Source organism: Streptomyces sp. NPDC111744, assembly GCF_055634995.1.
The window spans coordinates 235,446-252,736 of sequence record NZ_JBVKCG010000002.1; the positions used below are offsets into that span (position 1 = coordinate 235,446).

12 protein-coding genes are annotated in these 17,291 nt (G+C 71.8%); 10 read left to right on the forward strand and 2 right to left on the reverse strand.

Annotated elements, in window-relative coordinates; translation table 11 throughout:
- The first annotated feature begins 130 nt into the window (after positions 1 to 130).
- Positions 131 to 1,033: a C40 family peptidase gene (locus ACZ7OO_RS05115; protein WP_471502334.1), complete on the forward strand. Its 903-nt coding sequence runs from the start codon at positions 131 to 133 to the stop codon at positions 1,031 to 1,033.
- 33 nt (positions 1,034 to 1,066) lie between these two features.
- Here the strand turns inward: ACZ7OO_RS05115 and ACZ7OO_RS05120 are convergent, their stop codons facing one another.
- Positions 1,067 to 2,125, reverse strand: coding sequence for an NAD-dependent epimerase/dehydratase family protein (locus tag ACZ7OO_RS05120; RefSeq protein ID WP_471501627.1), 1,059 nt, complete (start codon positions 2,123 to 2,125; stop codon positions 1,067 to 1,069).
- 247 nt (positions 2,126 to 2,372) lie between these two features.
- Between ACZ7OO_RS05120 and ACZ7OO_RS05125 the strand changes: the two genes are divergently transcribed.
- The 5 genes from ACZ7OO_RS05125 to ACZ7OO_RS05145 all read left to right on the forward strand — a co-directional run bounded on the left by ACZ7OO_RS05125 (position 2,373) and on the right by ACZ7OO_RS05145 (position 10,926).
- Positions 2,373 to 3,737, forward strand: a complete 1,365-nt coding sequence (locus ACZ7OO_RS05125) for an FAD-dependent oxidoreductase (RefSeq protein WP_471501629.1) — start codon at positions 2,373 to 2,375, stop codon at positions 3,735 to 3,737.
- 301 nt (positions 3,738 to 4,038) lie between these two features.
- Entirely contained in the window at positions 4,039 to 5,178 is a 1,140-nt protein-coding gene (locus tag ACZ7OO_RS05130; protein ID WP_471501631.1) for a hypothetical protein, read from the forward strand.
- Between the two features lie 40 nt (positions 5,179 to 5,218).
- Positions 5,219 to 5,506 (forward strand): YkvA family protein, encoded by a 288-nt coding sequence (locus tag ACZ7OO_RS05135; RefSeq protein ID WP_352219057.1) that lies wholly within the window; start codon positions 5,219 to 5,221, stop codon positions 5,504 to 5,506.
- A gap of 98 nt (positions 5,507 to 5,604) precedes the next feature.
- Complete coding sequence (locus tag ACZ7OO_RS05140) at positions 5,605 to 8,100, forward strand: SpoIIE family protein phosphatase (protein WP_471501633.1); 2,496 nt, start codon at positions 5,605 to 5,607, stop codon at positions 8,098 to 8,100.
- Between the two features lie 87 nt (positions 8,101 to 8,187).
- Positions 8,188 to 10,926 carry a SpoIIE family protein phosphatase gene (locus ACZ7OO_RS05145; protein ID WP_471501635.1) on the forward strand — a complete coding sequence of 913 codons (2,739 nt, stop codon included), beginning with the start codon at positions 8,188 to 8,190 and terminating at the stop codon, positions 10,924 to 10,926.
- Between the two features lie 264 nt (positions 10,927 to 11,190).
- Here ACZ7OO_RS05145 and ACZ7OO_RS05150 read toward each other — a convergent pair whose 3' ends face one another.
- A complete protein-coding gene (locus ACZ7OO_RS05150; RefSeq protein ID WP_471501637.1) occupies positions 11,191 to 13,026 on the reverse strand; it encodes a glycoside hydrolase family 15 protein in 1,836 nt (611 codons plus the stop codon).
- A gap of 170 nt (positions 13,027 to 13,196) precedes the next feature.
- On the opposite strand from ACZ7OO_RS05150, the gene ACZ7OO_RS05155 reads away from it, so the two are divergent.
- From ACZ7OO_RS05155 to ACZ7OO_RS05170, 4 genes are all read left to right on the forward strand, one after another.
- A complete protein-coding gene (locus ACZ7OO_RS05155) occupies positions 13,197 to 13,403 on the forward strand; it encodes a hypothetical protein (RefSeq protein WP_365793916.1) in 207 nt (68 codons plus the stop codon).
- Between the two features lie 10 nt (positions 13,404 to 13,413).
- Positions 13,414 to 14,001, forward strand: coding sequence for a nucleoside deaminase (locus tag ACZ7OO_RS05160; RefSeq protein WP_471501639.1), 588 nt, complete (start codon positions 13,414 to 13,416; stop codon positions 13,999 to 14,001).
- A 110-nt stretch (positions 14,002 to 14,111) separates the two neighbouring features.
- Positions 14,112 to 15,515: a Si-specific NAD(P)(+) transhydrogenase gene (gene sthA / locus ACZ7OO_RS05165; RefSeq protein WP_471501641.1), complete on the forward strand. Its 1,404-nt coding sequence runs from the start codon at positions 14,112 to 14,114 to the stop codon at positions 15,513 to 15,515.
- A 295-nt stretch (positions 15,516 to 15,810) separates the two neighbouring features.
- Positions 15,811 to 17,283, forward strand: coding sequence for an APC family permease (locus tag ACZ7OO_RS05170; protein ID WP_471501643.1), 1,473 nt, complete (start codon positions 15,811 to 15,813; stop codon positions 17,281 to 17,283).
- Positions 17,284 to 17,291 lie beyond the last annotated feature (8 nt).

A 17,291-nucleotide genomic window follows, 5' to 3' on the forward strand; every position in this document is an offset into this window, starting at 1 on the left:
GGGCGACACCGGCTCCTTCCGGGTCATGACGCCCGGCGCCACGGGTACGTTCCCGATGCCGGACGACACGGGCGCCTTCCCGACCGCGGCCCCCACGAACACCGGCGCCTTCCCGACCGCAGCGCCCGCCATGCCGGCGGCGGCCGCTTCGGCTCCGATGGACACCGGCCCCTTCCAGGGCACGATGCCGGCCGCGACCGCCGCCTACGTCAGCGCGCCCCCGGCCGCCGCGGAGACCGTTCATCCCGCTTATCCCGCCGCCGCGTACGCCATGCCGTCGGGCGACTGGGGCACCGGCGCCTTCCCCGCGGCGCCCGCCGCCGACATGGGCGCCTACGCCGCCGGATCGCAGCCCGCGGCCGCCGCCTACACCACCGCCCCTGCGGCGACGCCCACGGCAGTGCTGCCCACGGCGGTGACGGATCCTCCCTGGGCGATGATGGCGTCCTCCGCAGCGACGACCGCGCCCCCCGTGACCATGGCCACCGCCGCCCCGGCCGCTCCGGCTCCGCTCCCCCCGGCAGCCCCGGTAGTCACCGCGCCCATCCCGACCGCACCCCCGATGATCACCGCCCCGCTCCCCACCACGCCCCCAGTCACCACCGCAGCCACCTTCGCCCCCGGAGCCGTCGCCGACACCGGTTCCCTCCTCGTGCCCGGCTCCGCCGCCGAGCCCGGGAAGGCCATGAAGGCGGTGGCGTTCGCCCGGGCACAGATCGGACGGCCCTGTGTCTGGGGGGCGACCGGACCGGAGTCGTACGACTGCTCCAGCCTGACCCAGGCCGCCTGGCGTGCCGCCGGGGTGTCGCTGCCGCGCAGCGCGCAGGAGCAGACCTTCGCCGGCACCCCGGTGCCCCTGTCCGCCATCGAACCGGGTGACCTGGTCTTCTTCTTCGACAACGCCAGCCACGTCGGGGTCTACGCGGGCAACGGCATGATGATCCACGCGCCGAGCCCGGGGGCGTCCATCCGCGAGGAGTCGATCTACAACGCCGGGGAGCCGGCGATCCACCGGGTGGTCCGCCCGGCCTGATCCCCGGCCGTCGAGGTCGTCGGGTCGTCGGGGTCAGACCCTCCGCCGCCGCGTGCGCCAGCTCTCGTGGTGGTCCAGGAGGGTCTCCTCGACGGGCCGGTAGGTGAGGCCCAGCTCGTGGACGCTGCGGCTGTTGTCGACGCGGAAGCGGATGCCGAGGTGCTTGCGTATGTAGTCCTGGGTGAGGCCGAAGTACGGGCCCAGGATGCGTACCGGCCAGTGCGGAAGCGCGGTGCGCGGCAGGCGCGGATCCCAGGGGCGCCGCGTGCGGATGATCCGGGACATCTCGTGGAAGGACGTCATGGTCTCGTTGGCCACGATGTAACGGCCCCTGGCCGCCGGGTTCTCGGCCGCCGCGATGTGCGCGTCGGCCACGTCGCGGACGTCCGCGGTGGTGAAACTGAAGTCCGGGGCGCCGTAGCAGAAGTAGCCCTTGAACAGCTCGTCCAGCAGGAACAGGCTGCCGGACTCGGAGGCGGGCGTGAGCGAAGGGCCCAGGATCAGGCCGGGGTTGACGGAGACCATGCGCCAGCGGTCCTGGGCGGCCTCGGCGTCCCAGGCGGCGCGTTCGGCGACCGTCTTGGCGTAGTGGTAGGGGTTGCCGGCCACCGTGCTGGTGGTGTTGAAGTACTGCTCCGTGAGGATCTCGCCGGCCATCCCGCGGACGTCGCAGTAGTCGCCGAAGATCGCGCCCACGGTGGAGGTGAAGACCAGGGTCGCCACCTCCGGGATGCGCTCCACGCTCGCGAGCACGTTGCGGGTGCCGAGCAACGCCGGGTCCACGACGTCCCGTTGGCCGTCCTTGATCCGCTCCGGCATCAGGAACGGCGAGGCCACGTGGAAGACGGTCGCACAGCCGCGGAACGCCTCGTCGAAGGAGCCGTCCTTGAGCAAGTCGGCCTCGAACAGGGCGAGTCGGCCGGGGAAGGTCTCCTGGAGTTCCCACAGCGGCCGGACCTTGGCGACGTCGGAGGCACTGCGGACGGTCGCGTGGACCCGGTAGCCCCGCTCCAGCAGCCTGCGCACCAGATGGCTGCCGACGAATCCGCTGCCGCCGGTCACCGCGACGGTCGTCTCCCCGCGTGCGTCCACGCTGTCACCCCTCGCCGTCCGGCCACCGCGCCTCGGTACGCCGCAGAGGACAGGGTGGTGCATGCCCGGGGCGCCCGCCAAGCACGAGGGGGAGGGCTGTACCGTCTCCGGGGCATAAGCCGGCTCCGACACAGGTCATAAGGTCGCCTTATGAGGTCATAGACCGGACCCGTGTACTAACTTAGGACTGCCTTAGTTTAGGCTTCCCGTTCGAGATCGAATGTCCTCACTCGAAGGGAACCTGATCATGCCGCGCCCCCTGCGGGTAGCCATCGTCGGAGCCGGCCCCGCCGGGATCTATGCCGCCGACGCCCTGCTCAAGTCCGCGGTGGCCGCCGAGCCCGGCGTGTCCATCGACCTCTTCGAGCGGATGCCCGCCCCCTTCGGCCTGATCCGTTACGGCGTCGCCCCCGACCACCCGCGCATCAAGGGCATCATCACGGCCCTGCACCAGGTGCTCGACAAGCCGCAGATCAGGCTCTTCGGCAATGTGGACTACCCGACCGACATCAGCCTCGACGACCTGCGCACCTTCTACGACGCCGTGATCTTCTCCACCGGCGCGACGGCCGACCGGGAGCTGCGCATACCCGGCATCGAGCTGGACGGATCCTACGGCGCCGCCGACTTCGTCTCCTGGTACGACGGCCACCCCGACGTGCCGCGCACCTGGCCGCTTCACGCCGAGAAGGTCGCCGTCCTCGGTGTCGGCAACGTGGCCCTGGACGTGGCCCGCATCCTCGCCAAGACCGCCGACGAGCTGCTGCCGACCGAGATCCCGCCGAACGTGTACGAGGGCCTGAAGGCCAACAAGGCGCTCGAGGTGCACGTCTTCGGCCGTCGCGGCCCGGCGCAGGCGAAGTTCTCCCCGATGGAGCTGCGGGAGCTGGACCACTCTCCCAACATCGAGGTCATCGTCGACCCCGAGGACATCGACTACGACGAGGGCTCGATCGAGACCCGGCGCGGCAACAAGCAGGCCGACATGGTCGCCAAGACGCTGGAGAACTGGGCGATCCGCGATGTCGGCAACCGCCCGCACAAGCTCTTCCTGCACTTCTTCGAGTCCCCGTCGGAGATCCTCGGCGAGGACGGCAAGGTCATCGGTCTGCGCACCGAGCGCACCGCCCTGGACGGCACCGGCAACGTCAAGGGCACCGGCGAGTTCAAGGACTGGGACCTCGGTGCGGTCTACCGCGCCGTCGGCTACCTCTCCGACAAGCTGCCCAAGCTGCCCTGGGACATCGACTCGGGCACCGTCCCGGACGAGGGCGGCCGGGTCATCGAGGAGACCGGCAAACACCTCCAGTCGACCTACGTCACCGGCTGGATCCGGCGCGGCCCGGTCGGCCTGATCGGCCACACCAAGGGCGACGCCAACGAGACGGTGTCGAACCTGCTGGACGACCACGCCAACGGCAGGCTGCACACCCCCGCGTCGCCTGCGCCGGAGGCCGTGGACGCCTTCCTCGCCGAGCGCAACGTCCGCTTCACCACCTGGGAGGGCTGGTACAGGCTGGACGCCGCCGAGCGGGCGCTGGGCGAGCCGCACGGCCGTGAGCGCGTGAAGCTCGTCGAGCGCGAGGACATGCTCCGGGAGAGCGGCGCCTGACGCGACACCGACCTGCTCGAAGAAGGGGCCGACGGACGCCGTCGGCCCCCTCTCGTGTTCACCGTCAGCCTGGCGAACGGGGCCCGCCCCTGAGCGGATGGGCGGGCGGGCCCCGTTCACCGCACCATTGTCCGGGGTATGCCTGATCGGGGGCACGGGTGAACCGGCGTCGTACGACGCACACGGCGCACACCCCGGGTGCGGGACGCGTTCCCCGTGCGCGGGCGGCCCCCGCCCGCCGGGACAGGTTCCCGGGCGGTGATACTGGAAGGCACACCCGCTCCCATCAGCAGATTGGCCCATGTCGAACTCCGCCACCGACCGTGCCGTCCTTCCGCCGACCGTCTGGGCCGCCCGCGGCCGCCACACGGGCCCTGACTCCGAGAAGGTGATCCGCCGGATCCTGCGCCGCCGCAAGGAGACCGGCGCCCTCGACGACTTCGTCGAACCCGCCGTGCCCGAGGACTCCGACCGGCGGGTCTTCGAGGCCCGCTGGCGCGTCGGCGACGGCACGGTGACGGCGCGCGCCCGGCTGACCCTCGTATCACGGCAGGCCGGGCTGGAGTGGCAGCTGGTCGCCGAGGCCGAGCGGCCCTGGGACGAGGCCTGGCCCTCCCCGGCGACGATGTTCTGGCCCGACGGCGACGAGGCCGGTGACGGCGGCGAGGCCGCCTGGGACTACCATCCGGCCGTCGCGGGCCTGCGGCTGCGCACGGTCAATCCGCTGCCCGCCGACGACAAGGAGATGCGCCGAGTGCTGCGCGACGCCGCGAAGGACGCCTGGTGCGTCAACCTCGTGGTGCACGAGGCGATGACGCCCGACGCGCTCGGCCGGCTGCCGCTGGTCCGGCAGCTGCCGCCCGGCCTCGCCCACCGTGTCGTGGAGCACCGGGCCACACCCCAGCAGTTCCGTGCCGTCAACTGGGCGGTACGGGACCTCGGCGTCGAGGTGCCGCGCGGCGGTGCCGTCCTGCTGCCCCCGGACCCGGCTCCGTCCGGCTACGACCCGCGGGAGTACGCGGTGCGCAGCGTCTTCCTGGACGGCTCGGAGCCCGCCGAGCTGGTCGCCGCCCTGATCCGGTTCGCCGCGCTGCCCAAGCCCGCGCCGCAGGGCGCCGAGGAGGCGCTGGCCGATCTGCGCGACAACTGGACCCTGATGACGCTGGAGGAGGAACTGGCACGCGAACGCGAGCGGGTCGCCCAGTACGCCGAGGCCCTGGAGGCCATGACCAGGTCCCGCGACCTGTACCGGGAGGCCGCCGAGCGGGCCGACGAGGCACTCGCCGCGCTCCGCGACACACCCGCCCCCGCCGCGCTCGCGCCCCAACCCGCGTCCCCCTTCCAGCAGTTGACCCGCGTGTTCAAGGGGCTGCGGCCGCCGAAGGAGAATGCCGAGCCGGCGGCCATGGCGGAGGACCAAACCGGGAAGACGGACCAGTGAGGAACCCCGGGCCGGACCGGGGCCGGACGACAGGACAGCCATGGACACCACCACGACCGTGCTCGTGATCTGCGCGATCGTCGCGGCGGCCCTGCTCGCCGGGGCGGTCACCGTACTCGTACGGCTGGTCCGCACCCGGAGCACCCTGCGCCGGGCCGGGCTGCCGACCGGACCGCGCTGGGTGTTCTGGGGCGCCGTCCTGTATCTGGTGCTGCCGACCGACCTGCTCCCCGACCCGATCTACCTGGACGACATCGGCGTCCTCCTGCTGGCCCTGCGCACGATGCGCGCGGCCCGGGTGCTGCCGACGGAGGATCCGGAACTCTGAGCCGCCCGGGCAGGACGGTCGCCCGGGTGCGTTCCGTGGGCGTCGTGGCGCATTCTTGCTGTGTCCCCACCGGCGGTGCAAGGACGAGGTAGGACCGGATGACTGGGAGCGGCGAGCACCTGGGCCGGGCGCGTGAACGGCTGACCGCGCTGCTGGTCGACGCCTCGACCAGTGCCCTGGGCGCGGCGGGCGGCCATGCCGCCGGGGTGTACCTGCGCTCCAACCCCCCGGGCCTGCTGCGGCTCGCCACGCTGGTGGGGCTGCCCGGCCCGCTGTTCCGACCCTGGTGGCGGCTGCACATGGACCGCCCGTACCCGGTCGCGGACGCCTACCGGCTCGGAGTGCGGGTGGTGCTGCCCAACGCCACCGAGATGGTGCGCCGCTACCCCCAGTTCGCGGCCGGTCTGCCGTTCCAGTTCGGGTCGGTGTACATGCCCGTGCCCGGGGCGGCGCCGGCTTTCGGGGTGCTCACGGTGCTGCGTCCGGCGGCCCCGGACACGGAGGACGAGCTGCCCGGCCTGGACCATCTGGAACGGCTGGCCGAGGACCTGGGGGCCGGGCTGCGCAAGCTGGTGGCCGAGGAGGGTGACGCGGCGGTCGCCTGGGAGGGCGAGCCGGTGTGCGTACGGCCGCCCGCGACACACCCCGGGACAGCCCGGGCCGGCCGTTTCACCTGGGATCCGGCCACCTCGGCGGTGCACGCGGACGACCGGCTGCATGCCTTGCTCGGCGTCGCCCCGGAGGACTTCCCCGTCACCGGCGCCGAACTGGCGGCGGCCGTCACGCCGGCCGACGCCCACCAGGTGCTGACCGCGCTGCGCGAGACCGCGGCGGGCCGGCCGCCGGATTCCCCGCTTCGGGTGTGGGCCGCCGACGGCGCCGCGCGCCTGCTGGAACTGTGGCCGCCGCCGGGTGCCGCGGACCCGACCCTGGTCTCCGGGATCGTCCTCGACCCGGGCCCCGCCGCGTCCGCCGACAAGGTGGTCGATCTGCTCCCCCTGGGCGTGTTCTGCCTGGACCGCTCGGGCCTGCTCCGCTACGTCAACCCGGCCGCCGCCCGCCTGACGGGCCGGCCGGCCGCCGAACTGCTCGGGCGACCCGTGTGGGAGGCCATGCCGTGGCTGAGCGGGCCGCCGTACGACGACCACTGGCGCGGTGCGCTGCTCGCCCCCGACCCGGTGCACTTCCAGGTCCGCCACGGGGACACCGGCGAAGGCGACTGGCTCGCTCTGTCCCTGCACCCCGGCCCCGACCTCATCACCGGCACGGTCGTCCCCGCCCACCGGATCGACCCGGCCGTACACCTGCCCAGTCCGCCGGAGCCGGGCGCGGCGGCCGGTCCGACACCCGCCGGGGGTGCCCCGACGGCTCCGCTGTACCGGCCGATCGCCCTGGCCATCGCGCTGACCGACGCGGTGACCGCACGGCAGGTGTCGGCGGTGGTGATGCAGGAACTGCTCCCGGCCTTCGGCGGCCGCCGGCTGGCCATCTACCTTCTCCAGGAACGGCATCTCTACCTGGCGTGGGAGTACGGCTTCCCGCCGGGCTTCCTCGCCCCCTTCGAGGGCGTGGGACTCGACGCCCATCTGCCCGGCGTGGAGACCCTCACCACCGGCAGACCGCTGTTCTTCGAGTCGATGCGGCGACTGGCGGACACCTACCCGGGCCTCGCCCTGGACGCCGCCGAGGGCGCCCGCGCCTTCCTGCCGCTGATCGCCTCCGGCCGCCCGGTCGGCTTCTGCATCCTCGGCTTCGACGTCGAGCGCGGCTTCACCACCGAGGAACGCACGGTCCTCACGGCGCTCGCGGGCCTGATCGCACACGCGATGGACAGGGCCCAGCGGTATGACACCGAGTCCGCCCTCGCCCGCGGGCTCCAGCAGGCGCTGCTGCCCCGCCGCCTGTCGGCCCACCCGCAGGTGGAGACCGCCGGCCGGTATCTGCCGGGCACCCAGGGTATGGACGTGGGCGGCGACTGGTACGACGTCGTCGAGGCCGGCGACGGACTGGCCCTGGTCATCGGGGACGTCCAGGGACACGGGGTGCAGGCGGCCGCCACCATGGGTCAACTGCGCAGTGCCGTAAGGGCGTTCGCGCTCGGTGACCGGCCGCCCGACGAGGTGCTGAGCGGCACGAACCGTCTGCTCATCGACCTCGACCCGGGCCAGTTCGCCAGTTGCTGCTATCTGCGCCTGGACCCCGCCACCGGGCTGGCCCGGGTCGCCCGGGCCGGTCATCCGCAGCCTCTGCTGCGCGCCCCGGACGGCCGCACCCACGTCCTGGAGATCGCCGGCGGAGTCGTGCTGGGTGTGGATCCGCGCGCCCGGTACCCGGTGACCGAGCTGGTGCTGGAGCCGGACGCGATCCTCGCCCTGTACACGGACGGGCTGGTGGAGCGGCCGGGCGAGGACATCGACGACGGCATCGCGGTGCTGCGGCTGGCCCTGGCCGAGGCCGGGTCGGCGCCGGGCCGGCGCAGCGGCCGCTGGCTGGCCGGGGTGGCCGACCGGCTCACCGCCACGGCCCGGCACGCCACCGACCGCCCCGACGACGTGGCGCTGCTGCTCGCCACCCGCCGCCCGGCCTCCGGGTAGCGCCGGTTAGGGCACAACGGGGTATGAAGCCGGTTACCTCTGGAGACCCTCTCGCCTCGCAGGGCCGGGCAGTGTAGACATGGGCTCATGGTCCGTCTGCCCGGCCGGTCCGACACTCGGCCGCCCCCTTCCGGGATTCCGCGCGCGCCGCTCGCAGAGCGGGAGCAGACGGCGACCCGGCCCGGGCATATGCGGTCCGGGCGGCGGTGGTCGGCGCGCAGCGGCCGCAGCGTGGCCGGACAGGTGTTCATGCTGCAGGTGGTGATCGTGCTGCTGCTCGTCGTGTCGGCGGTGGTGGCACAGGTCCTCCAGGTACGGCACGACAGCAGTACGGAGGCCCGCAACCGGTCCGTGGCCGTCGCCGAGTCCTTCGCCAACGCGCCCGGTACCGCCGCCGCGCTGCTGCTGCCGGACCCGACGGCCGCGCTCCAGCCGAAGGCCGAGGCGGCCCGCGAGGCGACCGGTGTGGACTTCATCGTCGTCATGAACACCGAGGGGATCCGCTACACGCACCCGAAGCCGGACCGCATCGGGAAGAAGTTCGTCGGGGACATCGGGCCCGCGCTGGCCGGCGGCACCGTCACCGAGGAGGTGAAGGGCACCCTCGGGGAGCTGGTGCAGGCCGTGGTCCCGGTCAAGGACACCGGCGGCAAGGTGGTGGGGCTGGTGGCGGCCGGCATCACCACCGCGCACGTGGGCGGCACCGCCGACCAGCAGCTGCCGCTGCTGCTGGCCTCGGCCGCTGCCGCACTGGCCCTGGCGACCGGGGGCACTGCGCTGGTCAGCCGCCGCCTCAGACGTCAGACCCACGGTCTCGGTCCGGATGAGATGACCCGCATGTACGAGCACCACGACGCGGTGCTGCACTCCGTGCGGGAGGGGGTGCTGATCGTCGGCGGCGACGGCCGGCTGATCCTCGCCAACGACGAGGCACAGCGTCTGCTGGACCTGCCCGCGGACGCCGAACGCCGCCGGGTCCGGGACCTCGGCCTGGACAGCGACGCCGCGGAGCTGATCGCCTCGGGGCGGATGGCCACCGACGAGGTGCACCTGGTCAAGGACCGGCTGCTGGCCGTCAACCAGCGCCCCATCGAGGTGCGCGGCGGGCCGCCCAGCAGTGTCATCACCCTGCGGGACTCCACCGAGCTGCGCGCCCTCTCCGGGCGCGCCGAGGTGGCCCGCGAGCGCCTGAACATGCTGTACGACGCCGGAGTGGGCATCGGTACCAGCCTGGATGTCACCCGCACCGCCGAGGAACTGGCGGAGCTGGCCGTGCCCCGGTTCGCGGACTACGCCGCCATCGACCTGTACGACGCGGTCCTCAAGGGCGAGGAGCCCAAGCCCGGGGACACGGTGCGCCGGGTGGCGTTCGCCGGGCTGCGCAAGGACACCCCCCTGTACCAGGTCGGCGAGCGGATCCGTTTCGTGCCGTCCTCGCCGCAGGCCCGCTGTCTGGCGACCGGTGAGTCCGTCGTGGAGCCGCGGCTCCGGGACGCGCCCGGCTGGCAGGCCCAGGACGTGGAACTCGCCGGCCGGATCCTGGAGTTCGGCATCCATTCGCTGATCACGGTGCCGCTGCGGGCCGGGAACCTGGTCCTGGGGGTGGCCAACTTCTGCCGTTCGGAGAAGCTCACGCCGTTCGACACGGAGGAACTGGCCCTCGCGGAGGAACTGGTGGCCCGGGCTGCCGTCTCCATCGACAACGCTCGCCGCTACACCCGCGAGCACAGCATGGCGGTGGCCCTCCAGCGCAGTCTGCTGCCGCGCAGCCTGCCCGAGCAGAGCGCCCTGGAGATCGCCTACCGCTATCTGCCGGCGCAGGCGGGCGTGGGCGGCGACTGGTTCGACGTGCTGCCGCTGTCCGGGGCCCGGGTGGCGCTGGTGGTCGGGGACGTCGTGGGGCACGGGTTGCACGCGGCGGCGACCATGGGGCGGCTGCGCACGGCCGTGCACAACTTCGCGGCGCTGGACATGACACCCGACGAACTGCTGAGCCTGCTGGACGAGCTGGTGGGCCGTATCGACCAGGACGAGACCCCCACGGACAGCACGGCCCCGGTCACGGGCGCGACCTGTCTGTACGCGATCTACGACCCGGTCTCCCGGCGCTGCACGGTGGCCCGGGCCGGTCATCCGCCGCCGGCGCTGCTCAGGCCGGACGGCACTGTGGAGTTCCCGGACGTGCCGACCGGTCCGCCGCTGGGAGTGGGCGGACTGCCCTTCGAGACGGCCGACCTGGAGCTGCCCGAGGGCAGCAGCCTGGTCCTGTACACCGACGGGCTGGTCGAGGACCGGCAGCGGGACATCGACGAGGGGCTCGAACTGCTCGCCGGTGCCCTGGAGACGGCGGCCGGCAGGACCCCCGAGGAGACCTGTGCTGCCGTCCTGGAGCGGTTGCCGGCCCGCCCCAGCGACGACGTGGCGCTGATCGTCGCCCGCACCCGGGCACTCGGCGCGGACCAGATCGCCGAGTGGCAGGTGCCGGCAGACCCGGCGGCCGTCTCCGAGGTGCGGTCCAAGGTGACCCGTCAGCTCGCGGACTGGGACCTGGACGAGCTGTCGTTCACCACCGAACTGATCCTCAGCGAGCTGGTCACCAACGCCATCCGCTATGGCCGCGCGCCCATCGGGGTACGACTGCTCCGCGACCGGACGCTGATCTGCGAGGTCTCCGACGCCAGCACCACCTCGCCGCATCTGCGGTACGCGGCCAGCACCGACGAGGGCGGCCGGGGGCTGTTCCTGGTCGCGCAGATGGCCGAGCGCTGGGGCACCCGGTACACGCCCGCCGGCAAGGTCATCTGGGCGGAGCAGCCGCTGCCCTGATCCACAAGACACACCCCCTCGCACAATTGTGTCGAGGACACGTCACCCCGCGGGTGATGGTCTCCGTTGTGTTCTCGCGCCGCAGTCGCCGCCCGAAGTCCGCCGAACTCGTCAAGGCCTGGGAGTGCCTGGACTCCGGGGATCTTCCCGCGGCGGTACGGCAGTTGCGGGCCGCCGGGGAGGACGTGTCGGTCGCCGGGCTCACCGCGACCGGGCGCGCGTCAACTCGGCCGGCCCGGTGCGCAGTTCACGTTTCGTGTGAACTCAGCCGAGCGCCCGGTCCAGGTTGAAGGCCGCGCTGATCAGGGAGAGATGGGTGAACGCCTGCGGGAAGTTGCCCTGTTGCTCGCCGGTGCGGCCGATCTCCTCGGCATACAGGCCGAGATGGTTGGCGTAGGTGAGCATCTTCTCGAAGGCGAGCCTGGCCTCGTCCACACGTCCGGCGCGCACCAGGGCCTCCACGTACCAGAAGGAGCAGATGGAGAAGGTGCCCTCGTCGCCGCGCAGCCCGTCGGGGCTGGCCTGCGGGTCGTAGCGGTAGACGAGGGAGTCGGAGACCAGGTCCTCGCCCAGCGCGTCCAGGGTGGAGAGCCACTTGGGATCGGTCGGCGCGATGAACTTGGCCAGGGGCATCATGAGGAGCGAGGCGTCCAAGACGTCCCCGCCCTCGTACTGGACGAAGGCGCCGCGCCGCTCCGACCAGCCGCGGTCCATGATCCGCCGGTAGATGGTGTCCCTGGCGCCCTGCCAGCGGACCAGGTCGGCGGGCAGGCCGCGCCGGTTCGCGAGGCGGATCGCCCGCTCGACGGCGACCCAGCACATCACCCGCGAGTAGAGGAAGTTCTTGCGGCCGCCACGGGTCTCCCAGACGCCCTCGTCGGGCTGGTCCCAGTTGTCGCAGACCCAGTCGACGAGACGGGTGACGTCGTCCCACTGGGCGCTGGAAATGGGCTGGGCCCACTTGTCGTAGAGGTAGATCGAGTCGATGAGGGCGCCGTAGATGTCCAGCTGGAGCTGGTCTGCCGCGGCGTTGCCGACACGTACCGGGGCGGATCCGCAGTGGCCCTCCAGATGCGGGAGCACGCGTTCGGGCAGGTCGGTGCGGCCGTCGATGCCGTACATGATCTGCAGCGGTCCCGAGGCGGCGCCGTCGCCGTGGCTGATGTAGGTGGTCAGGAACTTCATGAAGGCCTCGGCCTCGCCGGAGAAGCCGAGCCGTAGCAGGGCGTAGACGGCGAACGCGGCGTCGCGGATCCAGACGTAGCGGTAGTCCCAGTTGCGTTCGCCGCCGAACTGCTCCGGGAGGCTGGTGGTGGGAGCGGCCACGATCGCACCGGTGGGCGCGTAGGTGAGCAGCTTCAGGGTGAGCGCGGAGCGGTGCACCATCTCACGCCAGCGGCCCCGGTAGCGGGACCGGGACAGCCAGCGCCGCCAGTAGCGGACCGTGGCCTCGAACTGGCGCTCGGCCTCGGCGTGGGCGCAGCCACGCGGGGCGATGTGGTCGCCGACCTGGTCGAGGGCGAAGACCGCGGACTCGCCCTCGGCGAGTTTGAAGTCGGCGTGGGCGTCCGGGCCGTCGCTCTCCATGACCACCGTGGAGGTGAGCGCCAGGGAGATCACCTCGGACTCGAAGAGGGCGGTGCCGTCGAGCAGGCGCAGGGTGTGCGGGTCGGCGCCGTAGTTGAAGCGGGGTGCCACCAGGACCCGGAAGGGGACGGTGCCGCGCACACAGATCACCCGGCGGATGAGCCGGTGCCGCTCGCAGTCCCCGGACTCGCCGGTGACGGGCATGAAGTCCTGGACCTCGCCGACGCCCTCCTGGGTGAAGAACCGGGTGATCAGTACGTTGGTGTCCGGGAAGTAGAACTGCTTGGTCCGGGCCGGGACGGCCGGGGCCAGCGCGAAGCGACCGCCGCGCTCGGCGTCCAGCACGGCCGCGAAGACGCTGGGGGCGTCGAACGACGGACAGCAGTACCAGTCGATGGTGCCGTCGCTGCCGACCAGGGCCACAGTGCGCAGATCGCCGATCAGACCGTGCTCGGCGATCGGCAGGTAGCGAGGGCTACCGGACGCATTGTGACAGAACCGCTGTTCGATCATCGCTGCGGCCTCCCCGGAACGGATGTAAGGGCACAGTACATCTTAAAAAGGATAATTCCCTTCCCGTGCCGGGCACCGGGCCGGGAAGGGGCCCCTGGCCGCTCGGGATGCGGGGTGCGGCCGGGCGGGCAATTGTGAGAGTGTGCATCCCGCTCCGCGAAGGAGGGACCATGTCGACCACAGAACCCGAAGCGTCCCGGTCGTCCGACGACCGCGCCACCCCGGACTCCCTGCTGCACAGCGCCCCCGGCACCGGGGTGGCGCCCGAAGACCTGGTGATGGCGTCGGGCCGGGACGTCACCCCGGCCACGCTGGAATGGGCCAGGAAGAAGATGGAGCGCGAGGGGCCGAACTGCGTCGAGAGGCTCCTGCCCTGAGGAGAGACGGTTGACGCTGGACAGGCGCCGCCTCCTCGGACTGCTCGGATCGGCGGGCGTGGTGCCCGCCGTACACACGGCGCGGCCCGCTCCCGCCGTCGTCGTCACGTCCACGGGCGGCGACGGCGAGGATCACGAGCGGTTCATGAGAGCTGCGGTCGACCAGGCGCGCCGGAACCCTCGCTACCCCTTCGGCGCGGTGCTCGTGGGCTCGGGCCGGGTCCTGGGACGGGGGGTCAACACCTCGGCCGAGAACCCGACGGACCACGGGGAGATGGTCGCCATGGCGGACTATGTGCGCCGGGTCGGCAACCACGGGTGGGCCGCGACCAGCCTGTACTCGACCGGGGAGCCGTGTGCCATGTGCATGAGCGCCTGCGCCTGGGCCGGGGTGGGCCAGGTCGTCTGGGGCACCTCGATCGAGGGGCTCGGCCGCACCGGACTGGTCCAGATCGCCATCCCGGCGCGGGAAGTGGCCGCCGCGGCCAGGTCCTTCTACGCCCCGCGGCTGCGCGCGGGCGTGCTGGCCGGGACGACGGACGCGCTGTTCCGGCGGGCCCAGATCCTGCGCGGGAACCGGGCGGGCGGGGCGCCCTGAGCCGGCCGAGGTGCGCGGATGCCCAACGGCCCGGGTCCGTACCCGATTTCATACGAAGGTTGCCCGTTCACCCTTTCGAAGCGGGGCCGCGTGCTGACAGACTTCGCAGGGTGCCCGACTTCGACATGCTCGTCATCGGATCCGGACCCGGCGGCCAGAAGGCCGCCATCGCCGCGGCCAAGCTGGGCCGCCGGGTCGCCGTGGTCGACAGCCCCGAGATGGTCGGCGGTGTGTCCATCCACACCGGCACCATCCCCTCCAAGACCCTGCGCGAGGCGGTCCTCTACCTGACCGGTCTCACCCAGCGCGATCTCTACGGCCAGAGCTACCGGCTCAAGGAGGACATCACCGTCGCCGACCTGACCGCACGCACCCAGCACGTGGTCAGCCGCGAGGTGGACGTCATCCGCAACCAGCTCTCCCGCAACCACGTCACCCTCTGCTCCGGCACCGGCCGGTTCGTCGACCCGCACACCGTCGCCCTGCGCGAACCGAACGGCGACGAACGGCTGTTGAGCGCGGAGCACATCGTCATCGCCACCGGCACCCGGCCGGCCCGCCCGGACAGCGTCGCGTTCGACGGCCGCACCATCATGGATTCGGACAACGTGCTGTCGCTGGAGCGGGTGCCGCGCTCCATGGTGATCGTGGGTGCCGGTGTGATCGGCATGGAGTACGCCTCGATGTTCGCGGCGCTCGGCAGCAAGGTCACCGTGGTGGAGAAGCGCGCGGGCATGCTCGACATGTGCGACGTCGAAGTCGTCGAGTCGCTCAAGTACCACCTCAGGGACCTGGCCGTCACCTTTCGGTTCGGCGAGACCGTAGCCGCCGTCGAGCGGCACCCCCGGGGCACGCTGACCGTGCTGGAGAGCGGCAAGAAGATACCGGCGGACACGGTGATGTACTCGGCGGGCCGGCAGGGCCTGACCGACGGACTCGACCTGGACAAGGCGGGCCTGTCCGCGGACCGGCGTGGGCGGATCACGGTGGACGAGCATTACCGCACCGAGGTGCCGCACATCTACGCCGTCGGCGATGTCATCGGCTTCCCGGCGCTCGCCGCGACCTCCATGGAACAGGGCCGGGTCGCCGCGTACCACGCCTACGGGGAACCGGTTGGGCAGATGGACAACCTGCAGCCGATCGGGATCTACACCATCCCGGAGATCAGCTTCGTCGGCCGGACCGAGGACCAACTCACCGAGGAGTGCGTGCCGTTCGAGGTCGGGGTGGCCCGCTACCGGGAGCTGGCCCGGGGCCAGATCATCGGCGACTCGCACGGGATGCTCAAGCTCCTGGTCTCCCCCGGCGACCGGCGGCTGCTCGGTGTGCACTGCTTCGGTACCGGGGCGACAGAACTGATCCATATCGGTCAGTCGGTGATGGGCTGCGGCGGCACGGTCGACTACCTGGTGGATGCCGTGTTCAACTACCCGACGCTCGCGGAGTCTTACAAGGTCGCGGCCCTGGACGCCACCAACAAGCTGCGGCAGCTCGACCGGCTGGAGGACTGAGGGCGTTCAGGAACGGCTGCTGCCGGTGTGAGAGTTGGCCTCTTCAAGTGGCATATGTGATTACCGGTCGGTCAGCTTGAAAGGTCAAAGAGGGCCGCTATCATCACACCCACACACGCGGTGTGACCGTCTGCCGACTCTCGGCATGCGGCCCTCACCACCTCTTTCTTTCTTCTGGCCGGCCCCTGACCCGAGGCCATCCCTCTCCGGGTTCGAGGACGGTCGCGCACCCCCCACCCGTACCGCCGCGGGTCGCACTCCCGTGCGCCGTGCACGACCGGAAAGCAGCACAACCATGAGCAACATCAGGGGCAGAGGGCTTCAGGCCAACGCCCTCGGAACGTTCGACACCGTGGTGATGGCCGTAGCGGGCAGCGCACCGGCGTACTCGCTGGCCGCGACCACCGCGGTCCTGGTGGGGGCGGTGGGGTTGGCCAGTCCGGCCGCGCTGCTGTGGTGCGCGATACCGATGCTGGGCATCGCGCTGGCCTTCAGCTACCTGGGCCGGATCGACGTGAATGCGGGCGCGAGCTACTCCTGGGTGGGCCGCACCCTGCACCCCTTCCTCGGCTTCGTCAGCGGCTGGGCGCTGGTGGTGTCGGCGACCATCTTCATGGTGGCCGGTTCACTGCCCGCCGGCTCGATGACGCTGTCCCTGTTCGACGCGGGCCTCGCCGACAACGTGGCGCTGTCGACGGTGGTCGGGGCCGTCTGGTTCCTGGTCATGCTGGCGGTGGTGCTCGGCGGCGCCCGGCTCACGGTCCGCGCCCAGCTGCTGATGTCGGGCATCGAGCTGGCGATCCTGCTGCTGTTCGCGGTGCTGGCCCTCTTCCACACCGGTAACGCCCGCGCCTTCGACTGGTCGTGGCTCGGCTTCAGCCACTTCGACGGCGTCTCGGGCTTCGCCTCGGGCGCGCTGATCGCCGCGTTCTACTACTGGGGCTGGGACGTCACCAGCAACCTCAGCGAGGAGACCCGCAACTCCCGCCGCACGACCGGACTGGCGGGCCTGATCGGCGTCGGCATCGTCTTCGCCCTTTTCGAGGTGTTCACCATCGCCGTGAACGTCATCCTGTCCTCGGACCAGATCGCGAAGAACGACGCCAACGTGCTGGCCGTCCTCGGTGAGGAGATCTGGCCGGGCTGGGGCGGCAAGCTGCTGATCGTCGCCGTGATGCTGTCCACCATCGCCACCCTGGAGACGACCCTCATCCAGGTCACCCGCTCGCTGTTCGCCATGGGCCGCGACCGCACGATGCCGGCCGCGCTGGGCAGGGTGCACCGCACCTGGAACACCCCGTACGTGGCGATCGCCGTGGTCGGCGGAGTGGCGCTGGTGATGTTCATCGCCTCCAACGCGCTGGGCTCGGTGGGCGAGATCCTCTCCGACGCCATCTCGGCGATCGGCCTCCAGATCGCCGTCTACTACGGTCTCGCGGGCCTCGCCGTGGTCGTCGCCTACCGCAAGATGCTGTTCAGGTCCGCGGGCAACTTCCTGCTCGGCGGGGTGTGGCCGCTGCTCGGCGCGGTCTTCATGTTCTGGATCTTCGTCGAGTCGCTCGGTCAGCTGAGCACCGCGGCGATCGCGATCGGTATCGGCGGTCTGGCCGTCGGCCTGATCCCGATGCTCTGGTACTGGAAGCAGGGCAGCGACTACTACCGGCCTGCCACGCTGGACGCCACCCGCACGGTCGAGGCCGACTACGTGCTCGACGACCACACCCCCGCACAGGCCCAGGCTTACGAAGGCCTCCCCACGGATTTCTGAGGTACGAG